The organism is Cupriavidus phytorum (assembly GCF_003254285.1).
GTDB classification, from domain to species: domain Bacteria; phylum Pseudomonadota; class Gammaproteobacteria; order Burkholderiales; family Burkholderiaceae; genus Cupriavidus; species Cupriavidus phytorum.
Genome location: NZ_QKZN01000002.1, coordinates 391,076 through 405,258, shown reverse-complemented (window position 1 = coordinate 405,258; position 14,183 = coordinate 391,076). Strand labels below are relative to the sequence as shown.

Here is a 14,183-nt window from a genome sequence, read left to right as displayed (position 1 = left end):
CGGCGCCGGCAGACTGTCGGCAGGCGCCTCCTCGCCCCTCCCGCATGCTTGCCGTCACCCGGAACCGACATTCAGGCAAAACCTGATATCTGATTCATGTTTCATCGTATAAATTGCCCGGCGTGGATGTCAATAGAGGGGCACCCTCACCCCGTGCGGCAGCCCGGGCATCTTCTACCCCTCCAGCCAGCCGAGACACGCCGTTGGACGCTTCCGATCCGGTACCCGCCAGCCCCGCCGCGCCGCCTTATGCGCTCCATCCGGCGCGCGGCGCCCTGCCCGGCTGGCGCGAGGTTGGCCAGGGACGGCCCCTGCTGCTGCTGCACGGCTGGTCGGTCAATGGCGCGGCCTTTGACGGACAGCGCGCGCTGGCGCTGGCGGGCTTCCGCGTGATCGCCCCCGACCATGCCGGGCACGGGCTGTCGCGGCAGCGCCGCGGCGCGACCATCGCGGCGCTGGCGCGCGACGTGGCCGCGCTGGTCTGGCACCTCGGGCTGGCTGACGTGGTGGTGGCGGGCTGGTCGATGGGGGCGATGGTGGCCTGGGCGCTGCTGCGCGACCAGCCGCAACTGCCGCTCGCGGCGGTGGGCAGCATCGACATGACGCCCCGCATGGTCACCGACCCGGGCTGGCCGCATGGGCTGCACGGCCATTACGACCTGGCCCATGCCCGGCAGATGGCGGACCGGATCCGAGCCGACTGGCCCCGGCTGGCGCCGTCGGTGGCATCAGGCTTGTGGGCCGCAGGCCGGCGTCCGGAGGCAGCGGCGACGCAGCGCGTCGCGCACATGGCGCAGCAGTGCGATGCCGCGGCGCTGGCCAGCTTGTGGGAAGACATGGCGCGGCAGGATTTCCGCGACACGCTGCGCGCGGCGCGCGTGCCGCTGTTCCATCTGTACGGAGAGTCCAGCAGGCTGTATGCGCCGGCGGTGGGCATGGCCACGCGAGCCTTGCACCCGGCGGCGGGGTTCAGCGTGGTGGCCGGTGCCGGCCACAGTCCGCATATGGAGCAGGCGCAGGCCTTCAATGCCGCGCTGCTGGCCCTGATCCGGGACGCCCATCAGGCCAGCATGCGATAGGTCCAGAGCCCGAGCGCGGTCAGCAGCAAGGAGCCGCCGAGATGCAGCAGCAGGTGCATCGCCGCCCAGCCGTAGTCACCGGCGATCAGGTTGGCGACAACTTCGCTTGAGAAGGTCGAGAACGTGGTCAGCCCGCCCAGGAAGCCGGTAATGGCCAGCAGGCGCCATTCCGGCGGCAGACCGGCATGGGTATCGAAGAAGCCGACAGCAAGCCCGATCAGGTAGCCGCCCAGCAGGTTGGCCGCGAGGGTGCCATACGGCATCGCCGGGTTGATCGTATTCCACAGCACCGAGAACCCCCAGCGCAGCCATGCCCCCGCCGCGGCGCCAACACCGACGGCGACAAACCCCAACGGCCCCATCAGGGCTGGTCCTCGCCGCTGGCGTTGATCGACTGGATGCCCCAGCGCTTCAGCGCATCTTCATCGGTCACCCGTGCATCGACCCAGCGCGCGCCCTCCGGCGTTTCTTCCTTTTTCCAGAACGGCGCTTCGGACTTGAGGTAGTCCATGATGAATTCGCACGCGGCGAAGGCATTGCCGCGATGCTTCGATGCCACCGCGACCAGCACGATCTGGTCCAGCGGCAGCAGCGGGCCGACGCGATGGATGATGGTGACGCCCAGCAGTTCCCAGCGCGCGCACGCCGCCGCCTCGATCTGCGCCAGCGCCTTCTCGGTCATGCCCGGGTAATGCTCCAGCTCCATCGCGCTGACGGCGCTGCCCTCGCTGACGTCGCGCACGGTGCCGATAAAGCTGGCCACGGCGCCGACCTGCGGGTTATCGGCGCGCAGCGCCGCGACTTCGGCGCCGAGATCGAAATCCTCACGCTGCACCCTGACGCTCATCTCAGCCTCCGGTCACGGGCGGAAAAAACGCGACTTCGCAGCCGTCGGCAAGTGCGGTATCGGCGCGGGCGACGGCGTGGTCGACCGCCATGCGCAGCGCGCGGCCCTCGGCCAGGGTCTCGGCCCAGGCGCCGCCGCGCTGGCGCAGCCACTGGCGCAGCGCGCCGACGGTGCGCACCTCGGGCGGCACGTCGGCGCGCTCGGCGGACACGCCGAGCTGCTCGCGCACGCTGGCAAAGAATCGGAGTTCGATGATCATTGCTGCCTTCTGCTTCCTGGTCATGCCGGCCGCTACGCGAGCAGGCCGTCAAACGGAATGAACTGCACGGTATCGCCGCGCGCGATCGCCTGGTTGGGCGGATTGTCGATCAGGCCATCGCCCCAGACGGTGGAGGTTAGCACGCCCGAGCTCTGGTTGGGGAACAGGTCCAGCCCACCCTCGGCGTTGAGGCGCGCGCGCAGGAATTCGTTGCGGCGGTCGCCTTTCTTCAGCTCGAAATCGGCGCGCAGCGGCAGGCGCCGCGGCGTGACCTCGGCCACGCCCTGCAGGCGCAGGATGAACGGGCGCACGAACAGCAGGAAGGTTACGAAGCTGGACACGGGGTTGCCCGGCAAGCCCAGGAAAAACGCCGGCTCGCTGCCGCTGCCGACCTGCCCGAACGCCAGCGGCTTGCCCGGCTTGATCGCGATCTGCCACATATCGAGCCGCCCCTCGGCCTCGACCGCGGGCTTGATATGGTCTTCCTCGCCGACCGAGACGCCGCCCGAGGTAATGATCAGGTCATGACCCTGCGCCGCGCGGCGCAGCGTCTCGCGCGTCGCGGCCAGCGTATCGGGCACGATGCCGAAGTCGCTGACCTCGCAGCCCAGGTTCTCCAGCAGGCCGCGCAGCGTGAAACGGTTGGAGTTGTAGATCGCGCCCGGCTTGAGCGGCTCGCCCGGCATCGCCAGTTCGTCGCCGGTGAAGAACACCGCGACGCGCACGCGTCGCACCACCTCCAGCTGCGCCTGGCCGACCGACGCGGCCAGCCCCAGCGCCTGCGGCGTCAGCCGCGTGCCGGCCGGCAGGATCACGCTGCCGGCTTCGATATCCTCGCCGGCGCGCCGCACCCATTCGCCGGACTGCGGCACGTGGTTGACGATCACGTCGTCGCCCTCGGCCGTGCATTGCTCCTGCATCACCACGGCATCGGCGCCGGGCGGGATCAGCCCGCCGGTGAAGATGCGCGCCGCGGTGCCCGGCTCCAGCGCGGTGCCGACATGGCCGGCGGGAATCCGTTGCGACACGCGCAGCCGCGTGCCCGCGACCGGGACCTCGGCGGCGCGCACGGCATAGCCATCCATCGAGGTATTGTCGGCCGGCGGCACGCGCAGCGTGCTTGTCACCGGCGCGGCCAGCACGCGGCCGTTGGCGGCGAGCGTGTCGATCGACTCGGCCTGCGCCAGCGGCCGGGCGGCGGCAAGCAGCGCGTCGAGCGCCTGGGCCATGGTCAGCATCGGAGGACGGGAAGGTGCTGCGGCTTGGGTCATGGTGCGATGTGGGAAAGGGTTGGCCCACGAAAAACGGCCCGCGCATTGCCGGCACCCGCGCGCGGGGCTGGCAATCCGGGGACCGTGGATCGGGCCCGCAGCCTGATTGTAGCGAGTTGGACCGGACCCGGCACGCGGCGGCGCCGCAGCCACGTCCCCAGGTCCGCACCCGCGCGCTTACAGGCCGGTGTGGCGGGCGATATAGGCCTTCACCTGCGCGGCGTCGGCCGGCATCACCTCGAAGCGCTGCGGCAGGCTCTCGATGCCCTCGAACTTGGCCGGGCGCTCCGGCTCGTGGCCGAGCGCTTCGCGGATGGTGTCCGCAAACTTGGCCGGCAGCGCGGTTTCCAGCACCACCATCGGCACGCCGGCGCTGAGATGCTCGCGCGCCACCTTGATGCCGTCGGCGGTGTGGGTATCGATGGTGATGCCGTAGCGCGACGACAGGTCGCGGATGGTCGCCAGCCGGTCCTCGTGCGTGCTGCGGCCCGAGACAAAGCCGAACTCGCGGATGCGGTCGAATTCCGGCGTGCCGGCCAGGTCGAAGCCGCCCTGCTCTTCCACGTCGCGGAACAGCGCCGCCAGCTTGCCGGCGTCCTGCCCCAGCAGGTCGAACACGAAGCGCTCGAAGTTCGAGGCCTTGGAGATGTCCATGCTCGGACTGGAGGTATGGTAGGTCTCGGCCGACTTGCGCACGCGGTAGGCGCCGGTGCGGAAGAACTCGTCGAGCACGTCGTTCTCGTTGGTGGCGACTACCAGCTTGTCGATCGGCAGGCCCATCATGCGCGCGATATGGCCGGCGCAGACGTTGCCGAAGTTGCCCGACGGCACGCAGAACGAGACCTTCTGGCCGGGACCGTCGGTCGCCAGCAGCCAGCCCTTGAAGTAGTACACCACCTGGGCCACCACGCGCGCCCAGTTGATCGAGTTGACCGTGCCGATCTTCTGGCGCGCCTTGAAGGCGTGGTCGTTCGAGACCGCCTTGACGATGTCCTGGGCGTCGTCGAACACGCCGTCGATGGCGATGTTGAAGATGTTCGGGTCCTGCAGGCTGAACATCTGCGCGGTCTGGAACGCGCTCATCTTGCGGTGCGGACTCAGCATGAAGACGCGGATGCCGCGCTTGCCGCGCATCGCGTATTCGGCCGCGCTGCCGGTATCGCCGGAGGTGGCGCCGAGGATGTTCAGCTCCTGCCCGGCGCGCGCCAGCGCGTACTCGAACAGGTTGCCGAGCAGCTGCATCGCCATGTCCTTGAACGCCAGCGTCGGGCCGTTGGACAGGCCCAGCAACTGCAGCCTGGTGCCGCCTTCCTCGCCCAGCGTGCGCAGCGGCGTGATGTCGGCGGTGTTGTCGCCTGCGCGCGCGTTGCAGTACACCTCGGCGGTGTAAGTCTTGCGCGTCAGCGCGTGCAGGTCTTCGGCGGGAATGTCGTCGCAGAACTTGCGCAGGATCTCGTAGGCCAGGTCGGCATACGGCAGCTTGCGCCATGCTTCCAGCTCATCGGCCGTGACCTGCGGATACTGCGCGGGCAGGTACAGGCCGCCGTCCGGCGCCAGGCCGCCCAGCAGGATCTCGGAAAACGATTGCGGCATCTCGTGGCCGCGGGTCGACTGGTATTTCATGACAATGGTCCGGTCCGGCCCTTAGTTCAGTTCTTCCATGCGCAGGCGCGTCACCGCGGACAGCACGGTGGGCAGTGCCTCGATCCTGGCGATGGCGGCGTTGACGTGCTTCTCGCGCGTGATGTGAGTCAGGATGATGATGTCGGTCTGCGGCTCGCCTTCGCGCGATTCCTTCTGCAGCATGGCGTCGATCGAGATGCCGCCCTCGGCCAGGATGCGCGTGATCTCGGCCAGCACGCCGGTCTCGTCGGCCACGCGCATGCGCAGGTAGTACGAGCTGTTGATCTCCTCGATCGGCAGCACCGGCACGCTCGACAGCTCATCCGGCTGGAACGCCAGGTGCGGCACGCGGTGCTCGGGATCGGCGGTGTGCAGTCGGGTCACGTCGACCAGGTCGGCGATCACCGCCGAGGCGGTCGGCTCGGCGCCGGCGCCCTTGCCGTAGTACAGCGTGGCGCCCACGGCGTCGCCCTGCACCAGCACCGCGTTCATCGCGCCTTCCACATTGGCGATCAGGCGCGTGGCCGGCACCAGCGTCGGATGCACGCGCAGCTCGACGCCGTCGTCGCGGCGGCGGGTGATGCCGAGCAGCTTGATGCGGTAGCCCAGCTCTTCGGCGTACTTGATGTCGGTGGCCGACAGCCTGATGATGCCTTCCACGTGGGCCTTGTCGAACTGCACCGGCATGCCGAAGGCAATCGCGCTCATCAGCGTGACCTTGTGCGCGGCATCGACGCCCTCGATGTCGAAGGTCGGGTCGGCCTCGGCGTAGCCCAGTTGCTGCGCTTCCTTCAGGACCGCGTCGAAATCGAGGCCCTTGTCGCGCATCTCGGACAGGATGAAGTTGGTGGTGCCGTTGATGATGCCGGCGATCCACTGGATGCGGTTGGCGGTCAGGCCTTCGCGCAGCGCCTTGATGATGGGGATGCCGCCGGCCACCGCGGCCTCGAACGCGACGATCACGCCCTTGTTGCGCGCGGCCTCGAAGATCTCGTTGCCGTGCACGGCCAGCAGTGCCTTGTTGGCGGTGACCACGTGCTTGCCGTTCTCGATCGCCTTGAGCACCAGCTCGCGCGCAATGCCGTAGCCGCCGATCAGTTCGATGACGATGTCGATGTCGGGGCGGTTGACCACCGCGTTGGCGTCGCTGACGACTTCCACTTCCCCGTTGGTCAGTTCGCGCGCGCGTTCGGTGTTGAGATCGGCCACCACGGCAATCTCGATGCCGCGGCCGGCGCGGCGACGAATTTCTTCCTGGTTGCGCTTGAGCACGTTGAACGTGCCGCTACCGACGGTACCGATGCCGAGCAGGCCAACTTTGATGGGGTTCATGGACAATCTTCTGAGTTGCTAAGGATGAGTTGCGGCGCGGCCGGCCGGATCAGGCCGCTGCCTTGCCGTGGCGTTTTCGGTAAGCCTCGAGGAAGCGCGCGATGCGGCCGATGGCCTCGCGCAGGTCTTCCTCGTGCGGCAGGAACACGATGCGGAAATGGTCGGGCCGGGCCCAGTTGAAACCGGAGCCCTGCACCAGCAGCACCTTGGACTCCTGCAGCAGTTCATAGATGAACTCCTGGTCGTCCTGCACCGGGTACATCGACAGGTCCAGCTTCGGGAACAGGTACAGCGCCGCCTTGGGCTTGACGCAGGTCACGCCCGGAATCGCGGTGATCAGTTCGTAGGCCAGGTCGCGCTGGCGGCGCAGGCGCCCGCCTTCGGCGACCAGGTCGTTGATGCTCTGGTAGCCGCCCAGCGCGGTCTGGATCGCCCACTGGCCCGGCACGTTGGCGCACAGACGCATCGACGACAGCATGTTCAGGCCTTCGATGTAGTCGATGGCCGGGCGCTTGTCGCCGGACACCACCATCCAGCCGGCGCGGTAGCCGCACGAGCGGTAGTTCTTCGACAGGCCGTTGAAGGTCACCGTCAGCACGTCGGTCGACAGCGAGGCGATCGAGGTATGGGTGTTGCCGTCGTACAGGACCTTGTCGTAGATCTCGTCGGCAAAGATGATCAGGCCGTGCTCGCGCGCGATCGCGACGATCTCGAGCAGCAGTTCATCCGAGTACAGCGCCCCGGTGGGGTTGTTCGGGTTGATGATGACGATGGCCTTGGTATGCGGCGTGATGCGCGCGCTGATATCGGCCGGATCGGGCATCCACTCGTTGGACTCGTCGCAGATGTAGTGCACCGGCGTGCCGCCCGACAGGCTCACCGCGGCGGTCCACAGCGGGTAGTCCGGCGCCGGCACCAGCACTTCGTCGCCGGTATTGAGCAGCGCGTTGACGGCCATCACGATCAGCTCGGAGGCGCCGTTGCCCACATAGATATCGTCCAGGCCGACGCCTTCGATATTTTTTTGCTGGGTATAGTGCATGATCGCCTTGCGCGCGGCGAAAATGCCCTTGGAATCGGAATAACCTGCCGAATTCGGCAGGTTTCGCATCATGTCCTGCTGAATCTCTTCCGGCGCGTCAAAACCGAATACGGCCAGGTTGCCGATATTCAGCTTGATGATCTTGTGCCCTTCTTCCTCCATCTGCTTGGCCTTTTCCAGCACCGGCCCGCGGATGTCGTAGCAAACGTTATTGAGTTTGTTGGATTTCTGGATGGGTTTCACGGCGATGTCGGGCAAGCGTGGCGTGCCGCGTCGGCGGCACCGGACTGGGAATCGGGGCGATCTGACAGAATCTGAAAGAATGCGGAGGCGCCGTCCGCTGCGATGCAACGCAAACGTGGCAGACAGGAAGGCAAAAGCTATAATTTATCGGATTATGACAGACTTCGGCAGGGATTCTTGCATTGCAGCGTGCGCTGTCCGCGCGCACCGCGGCCGCCTGCCCGCTGTCGTCCATCCAAGGCCCGCCCGGCCCGCCGGCGCTCCGCTCCGCGGACCCGCCCGCCAGCCCGCGCCGTCCACCGCCGAGATCCCCAAGTGAAACTCCACGCCGACCAGCCCCAGTCGCTCAACACCGTCACGGCCTACGGGCCCGGATATATCGAAATCAACCTCGTGCGCCATACCAGGTCGGTGCTGGTCATGCCGGAGGGCGAAGTCCAGCCCTGGCCGGTCGACCGCTTCGAAGACCTGGAGCCCGCGCATTTCGAGCAGCTGTCCGAACTGGGACCCGAAGTGGTGCTGCTCGGCACCGGCTCGCGGCTGCGCTTTCCGCACCCGCGCCTGACCGCGTCGCTGGCGCGCCGCCACGTCGGCGTCGATGCCATGGACATGCAGGCCGCCTGCCGCACCTACAACATCCTGATGGCCGAGGGCCGCAAGGTGGCGGCGGTGCTGCTGCTCGAGCCCGAGGCCAGCTGACGCGGCCCCCGGCGAAAGTTGAGCAGTCGCCACGCTTGAAGTCCGCGCGAGGCGCCCCAATCTGCTCGCGCTGAGGCGGCAGCCCCTCTCCCGATTCCAACGATCTCACCGATCCCCTGCCCCTCCTCCAAGGAGCCACAAGCATGACCGTCAGTCTCAACAAGGCCATCCCCGACTTCAGCGCGCCGATGACCGGCGACGCCACCTTCCGCCTGGCCGACTACCGCGGCAAGACGGTGGTGCTGTACTTCTACCCGAAGGACAACACGCCGGGCTGCACCACGGAGGCGATGAACTTCCGCGACCAGTACGAGGATTTCGAGAAGGCCGGCGTGCAGGTATTCGGCATCTCGCGCGACAGCCTGCGCTCGCATGAAAACTTCAAGGCCAAGCTGGAACTGCCGTTCGAACTGATCTCCGATGCCGACGAAAATGTGTGCACATTGTTCGATGTCATCAAGATGAAAAAGCTGTATGGCAAGGAGCACCGCGGCATCGAGCGCAGCACCTTCGTCATCGACGGCAAGGGCATCCTGCGACACGAGCTGCGCGGCATCAAGGTGCCCAACCACGTCGACGAAGTGCTCGAGATCGTGCGCGGGCTCTGAAGCATCGCCGCAGCGTTGGCGTTGCCCGTAACGGATCCGATCCGGACGCGCCGTGGCAAACGTTGGCAAACCCAATTGCCCAATTGCCAAACCCAAAGCCTTCAGATACATTGGCCCGTAATGAGTTCAGATTCCGGATGCCACGCTGTTTCGACTCCCCGGCCCAGGCGCTTCCTGCCACAGGCCGGTAGCGGACCTGCCATGTCGGCAGTCCGCCCAAGAGCCGCCAACCCTGTTCCGCAGGCATGGCGGCTTTTTTGTTTGCAGCCACGTCTGTCCTCATCTTTGTCCGCGCCGGGCGCCGCGCGCATGCATGCCCCGGCCCGGGTCCGCCACGCCGCCTTAAACATGTCGCACGCTACCGATGCCGCACGGCGCCGCGGACCGGACATTCCCGCCCCCTTCTTGTCCCCCTGAAAGGAAAGCCAAGCATGCCGCTGCCTACCATGCCCGCCAAGCCTGCCCAATTGCTGGACCCGAGCGAGTTTGCTCCGGTTTCCGCGGTGCCTAAGGCCAAAGCCGCCACACAGGGCAAGAAACCTGTGCCGGCGCTCGAGCGCGTGGCATTGCTGGAAACCGGCGACACGCAGGTGCCTGAAGTCAAGGCCCGCGCCGCCGGCGGCACCCGCGCCCGCAGCACCGAGACACCCGCTGTATCGACGCCGGCCGTCACCGCCGCGCCGGTGAGCCTGGTCAAGCCGTCGACCGGCACCACGCGCCGCGCGCGCAAGGCCGAAGGCCCGAGCAAGCTGTTCGTGCTCGACACCAACGTGCTGATGCACGACCCGGCCTCGCTGTTCCGCTTCGAAGAGCACGACATCTATCTGCCGATGATGACGCTCGAAGAGCTGGACAACCACAAGAAGGGCATGAGCGAAGTCGCGCGCAACGCGCGCATGGTCAGCCGCACGCTCGACTCGCTGGTGGGCGGCACCGACGGCGTGCTCGACGAAGGCCTGTCGCTGGCCAGCCTGGGCAACCGCGACGCGCAGGGCAAGCTGTTCTTCCAGACGCGCCTGAACGACATCAAGCTGCCCGAAGGCCTGCCGCAGGGCAAGGCCGACAACCAGATCCTGGGCGTCGTCAGCGCGCTGCAGCAGCAGTATCCCGAGCGCCAGGTGGTGCTGGTGTCGAAAGACATCAACATGCGCATCAAGGCGCGCGCACTGGGCCTGCCGGCCGAGGACTACTTCAACGACCAGGTCCTCGAGGACAAGGACCTGCTCTATGCGGGCGTGATGCAGCTGCCCGGCGACTTCTGGGCCAAGCACGGCAAGGGCGTCGAAAGCTGGCAGGACCCCAAGTCCGGCGCCATGTTCTACCGGCTCACCGGTCCGCTGGTGCCGTCGTTCCTGGTCAACCAGTTCGTCTACCTCGAGCCCGTGGACGGCAGCCTGCCGCTCTATGCGCAGGTCAAGGAGATCAACGGCAAGACCGCGCTGCTGCAGACCCTGAAGGACTACACGCACCACAAGAACAACGTGTGGAGCGTGACCGCGCGCAACCGCGAGCAGAACTTCGCGCTCAACCTGCTGATGAACCCGGACATCGACTTCGTCACGCTGCTGGGGCAGGCCGGTACCGGCAAGACGCTGCTGGCACTGGCGGCCGGGCTGGAGCAGGTGCTGGACCAGAAGCTCTACAACGAGATCATCGTCACCCGCGCCACCGTGCCGGTGGGCGAGGACATCGGCTTCCTGCCCGGCACCGAGGAAGAAAAGATGCAGCCGTGGATGGGCGCGTTCGACGACAACCTCGAAGTGCTGCAGAAGAGCGACGACAGCGCCGGCGACTGGGGCCGCGCCGCGACGCAGGAGCTGATCCGCTCGCGCATCAAGGTCAAGAGCATGAACTTCATGCGCGGCCGCACCTTCGTCAACAAGTTCGTCATCATCGACGAGGCGCAGAACCTGACGCCCAAGCAGATGAAGACGCTGGTGACGCGCGCCGGCCCGGGCACCAAGATCATCTGCCTGGGCAATATCGCGCAGATCGACACGCCCTACCTGACCGAGGGCTCGTCGGGCCTGACCTACGTGGTCGACCGCTTCAAGGGCTGGAGCCACAGCGGCCATATCACGCTGGCGCGCGGCGAGCGCTCGCGCCTGGCCGACCACGCCGGCGACGTGCTCTGACGCTGACAGCGGGCCCGGGCACCCTTCCATGCGGAAGGGGCCCGGGCCCGCTGTCGTGAGCGGCAAGCGCAATGCGGCTATGATGTCCGCTCGTCCGCTTGTTGTCCCGCATCCCCAACTGGAGGCGTCGATGAACCCACAGCATCTCCGCCGGGCCGCGCTGATCGGCGCCGCCATGGTCCTGGCCGGACCGCTTCAGGCGCGCGCCGCGGCTGACGAACTGGTGATCCGCACCATGGGCCCGGTCAGCTATGTCTGCGGCGGCGTCGCCGAAGACGAGCGCCAGGCGCTGAGCGCGCGCGAGAAGGATTTCAATATCGGCGTCCTGTTCACGCAGGGCGCCGCGGGCGAGTTCCTGTCCGATGTCGCGGTCAGGCTGGTGCGCGACGAGCAGGAGGTCGCAAGCTTCCGCGCCGCCGGGCCCCGCTGCCTGATACGTGCGCCCGAAGGCAGCTACAATATCGAGGCCAGTTACAAGGGCCAGGCCAAGTCGATCAAGGTCAGCACCGGTACGCGCAACGCCCAGCTACGCTGGTAGCGGCAAGGCTTACGGTGCGCCGGCAGGCCGGCGACCGGAATCCAGCGATGCCATTGCGCCGTACCCGTAGTTCTTCCAGTCCTTCCGCACTGCCCGGCCCACTCACCCGGGCCGGCCTGCCGCTGCTGTGCGCCGCCGCACTGCTGCTGGCGGCGTGCGCCAGCTCCCCGCCGCCTCGCCATGGCAGCTTGCCGCGTACGCCCGGCAAGCCCATGACCGATCCCAGCGCCGGGCTGGAGGAAATCTCGATCCAGGCGATGTCGCTGGTGGGCACCCCCTACCGCTACGGCGGCAACACGCCCGATGCCGGCTTCGACTGCAGCGGCCTGGTGCGTTATGTGGTCGCGCGCGCGGCCAATGTCAGCTTGCCGCGCACCACCGAGGCCATGGGCACGCGCGGGAGCTCGCTCAACCGCAGCGAAGTCGCTTCCGGCGACCTGGTGTTCTTCAACACCACCGGCCGCGCCAACTCGCACGTCGGCATCTACGTCGGGCAGAACCGCTTTGTCCATGCGCCATCGTCCGGCGGCACCGTGCGGCTGGAGGACATGGGCAAGCCCTACTGGGCCTCGCGCTACAACGGCGCGCGGCGGGTGGTGGCCGGTGCGGTCAACCTGCCGCCGGCGCCGGCGACACCGGTGCCCGCGCCCGTTCCGGCGCCCCTGGTGCCGGAACCCGCCCCGCTGCCCGACGACGACGATCCCATCGCCGCCTTCGCCAACCGCTGAAGCCGCCCACGCGGGCAAATAAAAAAGCCAGGTATCTGCCTGGCTTTTTTTCATCGACGGCCGGTCCCGCGTTACAGGATATGGCGACCGATCCACCATGCGATCGCCGCCATGAAGGCCGAGGCCGGAATCGTCAGCACCCAGGCCCACACGATATTGCCGGCCACGCCCCAGCGCACCGCCGACATCTTCTGCGACGAGCCGACCCCGACGATGGCGCCGGTGATCGTGTGCGTGGTCGACACCGGCACGCCCAGCGCCGAGGCGAAGAACAGCGTCAGCGCGCCGCCGGTCTCGGCGCAGAAGCCGCCCACGGGCTTGAGCTTGGTGATCTTCTGGCCCATGGTGCGCACGATGCGCCAGCCGCCGAACAGCGTGCCCATGCCGATGGCGACGTAGCAGCTGACGATCACCCAGGTCGGCGGCGGATCCCCGGCGAGCACGTGGCCGCTGGCGATCAGCAGCATCCAGATGATGCCGATGGTCTTCTGCGCATCATTGCCGCCATGGCCGAGGCTGTACAGCGAGGCCGAGACCAGCTGCAGCCGCCGGAACCAGCGGTCGACGCGCGATGGCGGCGTGCGGAAGAAGGTCCAGCCCACGATGACCATCATCAGCGAACCCAGCAGGAAGCCGAGGAAAGGCGACACCAGGATGAACGCCACCGTCTTCAGCAGCCCGCTGGCCACCAGCGCGCCGGTGCCGGCCTTGGCCACCGCGGCGCCGACCAGCCCGCCGATCAGCGCATGCGACGACGACGACGGAATGCCGTAATACCAGGTGATGACGTTCCACGCGATCGCCCCGACCAGCGCGCCGAAGATGACATAGTGGTCGACGACGCCGCCCTGGATGGTGCCGGTGCCGACCGTGGCCGCCACCTTCAGGTGAAACACGAAGATCGCGACGACGTTGCACATCGCCGCCATCGCCACCGCATGGTGCGGCTTGAGCACGCCCGTGGACACCACCGTCGCGATCGAGTTGGCCGCGTCGTGGAAGCCGTTCATGAAGTCGAACAGCAGTGCCAGCGCCACCAGCAAGGCGATCACCCACAGGCTCATTTGTATGGTCTGCATGCCGATTGCCGCCTCAGGCGTTTTCCAGGACGATGCCTTCGATGATGTTGGCGACGTCCTCGCACTTGTCGGTGATCGTCTCGAGCTGCTCGTAGATGGCCTTCAGCTTGATCAGGCGCTTGACGTCGGTCTCGTCGCGGAACAGCTTGGACATCGCCGAGCGCATCACGCGGTCAGCCTCGGATTCGAGCTGGTCGATCTGCTGCGCGGTCTTCAGGATGGTGCTGGCGTTGCCCATGTCCTCGAGCAGGCCCACCGCGATCTTGACCTGGTCGCAGCACTGCACGCAGATCGCGGCCAGGCGCAGCGCCTCGTCGGTCAGGTTGGTCACGTCATACAGCGAGATGGTCTCGGCCACGTCCTCCATCAGGTCGAGGATGTCGTCCATGGTCGTGATGAGCTTGTGGATCTCGTCGCGGTCCAGCGGCGTGATGAAGGTCTTGTGCAGCAGGTCGATGGTGTCGTGCGTGATCCGGTCGGCCTTCTTTTCGGTGGCCTGGACGCGCCGGGCATGGGCCTCGGCGTTGGGCAGGTCGTTGACCAGGGCCTGCAGTTCATGCGCGGCGGTCACCGCGCAGTCGGCGTGCTGGTTGAAATATTCGAAGAACTTGCCCTCGGTGGGCATGAATCGGCCGAACATGGAATGTTCCTTGTGGCAGCGTGGTATCGCTGCGGATGGTGTTGCGGGATTAAGCGGACG

15 protein-coding genes are annotated in these 14,183 nt (G+C 67.1%); 6 read left to right on the top strand and 9 right to left on the bottom strand.

The window, feature by feature from the left end:
• Window positions 1-203: 203 nt before the first annotated feature.
• A complete protein-coding gene (locus C7416_RS07275) occupies window positions 204-1,079 on the top strand; it encodes an alpha/beta fold hydrolase (RefSeq protein ID WP_111517780.1) in 876 nt (291 codons plus the stop codon).
• Here the strand turns inward: C7416_RS07275 and crcB are convergent.
• From crcB to C7416_RS07240, 7 genes are all read right to left on the bottom strand, one after another.
• Window positions 1,061-1,441 (bottom strand): fluoride efflux transporter CrcB, encoded by a 381-nt coding sequence (gene crcB / locus C7416_RS07270; protein WP_111517779.1) that lies wholly within the window; start codon window positions 1,439-1,441, stop codon window positions 1,061-1,063. The two genes, C7416_RS07275 and crcB, sit on opposite strands and share 19 nt — an antisense overlap.
• Entirely contained in the window at window positions 1,441-1,926 is a 486-nt protein-coding gene (moaE, locus tag C7416_RS07265) for a molybdopterin synthase catalytic subunit MoaE (RefSeq protein ID WP_062800446.1), read from the bottom strand. Before moaE ends, crcB begins: the two co-directional genes overlap by 1 nt.
• Window position 1,927: 1 nt before the next feature.
• Window positions 1,928-2,185, bottom strand: coding sequence for a molybdopterin converting factor subunit 1 (gene moaD, locus C7416_RS07260; protein WP_111517778.1), 258 nt, complete (start codon window positions 2,183-2,185; stop codon window positions 1,928-1,930).
• Window positions 2,186-2,217: 32 nt separating this feature from the next.
• Entirely contained in the window at window positions 2,218-3,456 is a 1,239-nt protein-coding gene (locus C7416_RS07255) for a molybdopterin molybdotransferase MoeA (protein WP_111517777.1), read from the bottom strand.
• Between the two features lie 177 nt (window positions 3,457-3,633).
• Entirely contained in the window at window positions 3,634-5,079 is a 1,446-nt protein-coding gene (gene thrC, locus C7416_RS07250; protein WP_111517776.1) for a threonine synthase, read from the bottom strand.
• Window positions 5,080-5,100: 21 nt separating this feature from the next.
• Window positions 5,101-6,411, bottom strand: a complete 1,311-nt coding sequence (locus C7416_RS07245; RefSeq protein ID WP_111517775.1) for a homoserine dehydrogenase — start codon at window positions 6,409-6,411, stop codon at window positions 5,101-5,103.
• A 49-nt stretch (window positions 6,412-6,460) separates the two neighbouring features.
• Window positions 6,461-7,696 (bottom strand): pyridoxal phosphate-dependent aminotransferase, encoded by a 1,236-nt coding sequence (locus C7416_RS07240; protein ID WP_111518107.1) that lies wholly within the window; start codon window positions 7,694-7,696, stop codon window positions 6,461-6,463.
• A gap of 315 nt (window positions 7,697-8,011) precedes the next feature.
• On the opposite strand from C7416_RS07240, the gene C7416_RS07235 reads away from it, so the two are divergent.
• The 5 genes from C7416_RS07235 to C7416_RS07215 all read left to right on the top strand — a co-directional run bounded on the left by C7416_RS07235 (window position 8,012) and on the right by C7416_RS07215 (window position 12,404).
• Window positions 8,012-8,395 carry an Mth938-like domain-containing protein gene (locus C7416_RS07235; protein ID WP_111517774.1) on the top strand — a complete coding sequence of 128 codons (384 nt, stop codon included), beginning with the start codon at window positions 8,012-8,014 and terminating at the stop codon, window positions 8,393-8,395.
• 143 nt (window positions 8,396-8,538) lie between these two features.
• Window positions 8,539-9,003, top strand: a complete 465-nt coding sequence (locus C7416_RS07230; RefSeq protein WP_012353075.1) for a peroxiredoxin — start codon at window positions 8,539-8,541, stop codon at window positions 9,001-9,003.
• A gap of 431 nt (window positions 9,004-9,434) precedes the next feature.
• A complete protein-coding gene (locus tag C7416_RS07225; RefSeq protein WP_111517773.1) occupies window positions 9,435-11,138 on the top strand; it encodes a PhoH family protein in 1,704 nt (567 codons plus the stop codon).
• A 130-nt stretch (window positions 11,139-11,268) separates the two neighbouring features.
• Entirely contained in the window at window positions 11,269-11,676 is a 408-nt protein-coding gene (locus C7416_RS07220; RefSeq protein WP_111517772.1) for a hypothetical protein, read from the top strand.
• 47 nt (window positions 11,677-11,723) lie between these two features.
• On the top strand, window positions 11,724-12,404 hold the full coding sequence (locus C7416_RS07215; RefSeq protein ID WP_111517771.1) for a C40 family peptidase: 681 nt from the start codon (window positions 11,724-11,726) through the stop codon (window positions 12,402-12,404).
• 71 nt (window positions 12,405-12,475) lie between these two features.
• Here C7416_RS07215 and C7416_RS07210 read toward each other — a convergent pair whose 3' ends face one another.
• Both C7416_RS07210 and C7416_RS07205 read right to left on the bottom strand, forming a co-directional pair.
• On the bottom strand, window positions 12,476-13,483 hold the full coding sequence (locus C7416_RS07210) for an inorganic phosphate transporter (RefSeq protein WP_012353079.1): 1,008 nt from the start codon (window positions 13,481-13,483) through the stop codon (window positions 12,476-12,478).
• Window positions 13,484-13,496: 13 nt separating this feature from the next.
• The gene (locus tag C7416_RS07205) at window positions 13,497-14,123 is read right to left on the bottom strand and encodes a DUF47 domain-containing protein (protein ID WP_010809517.1); all 627 of its coding nucleotides are present in this window, start codon (window positions 14,121-14,123) and stop codon (window positions 13,497-13,499) included.
• Between the last annotated feature and the right edge of the window lie 60 nt (window positions 14,124-14,183).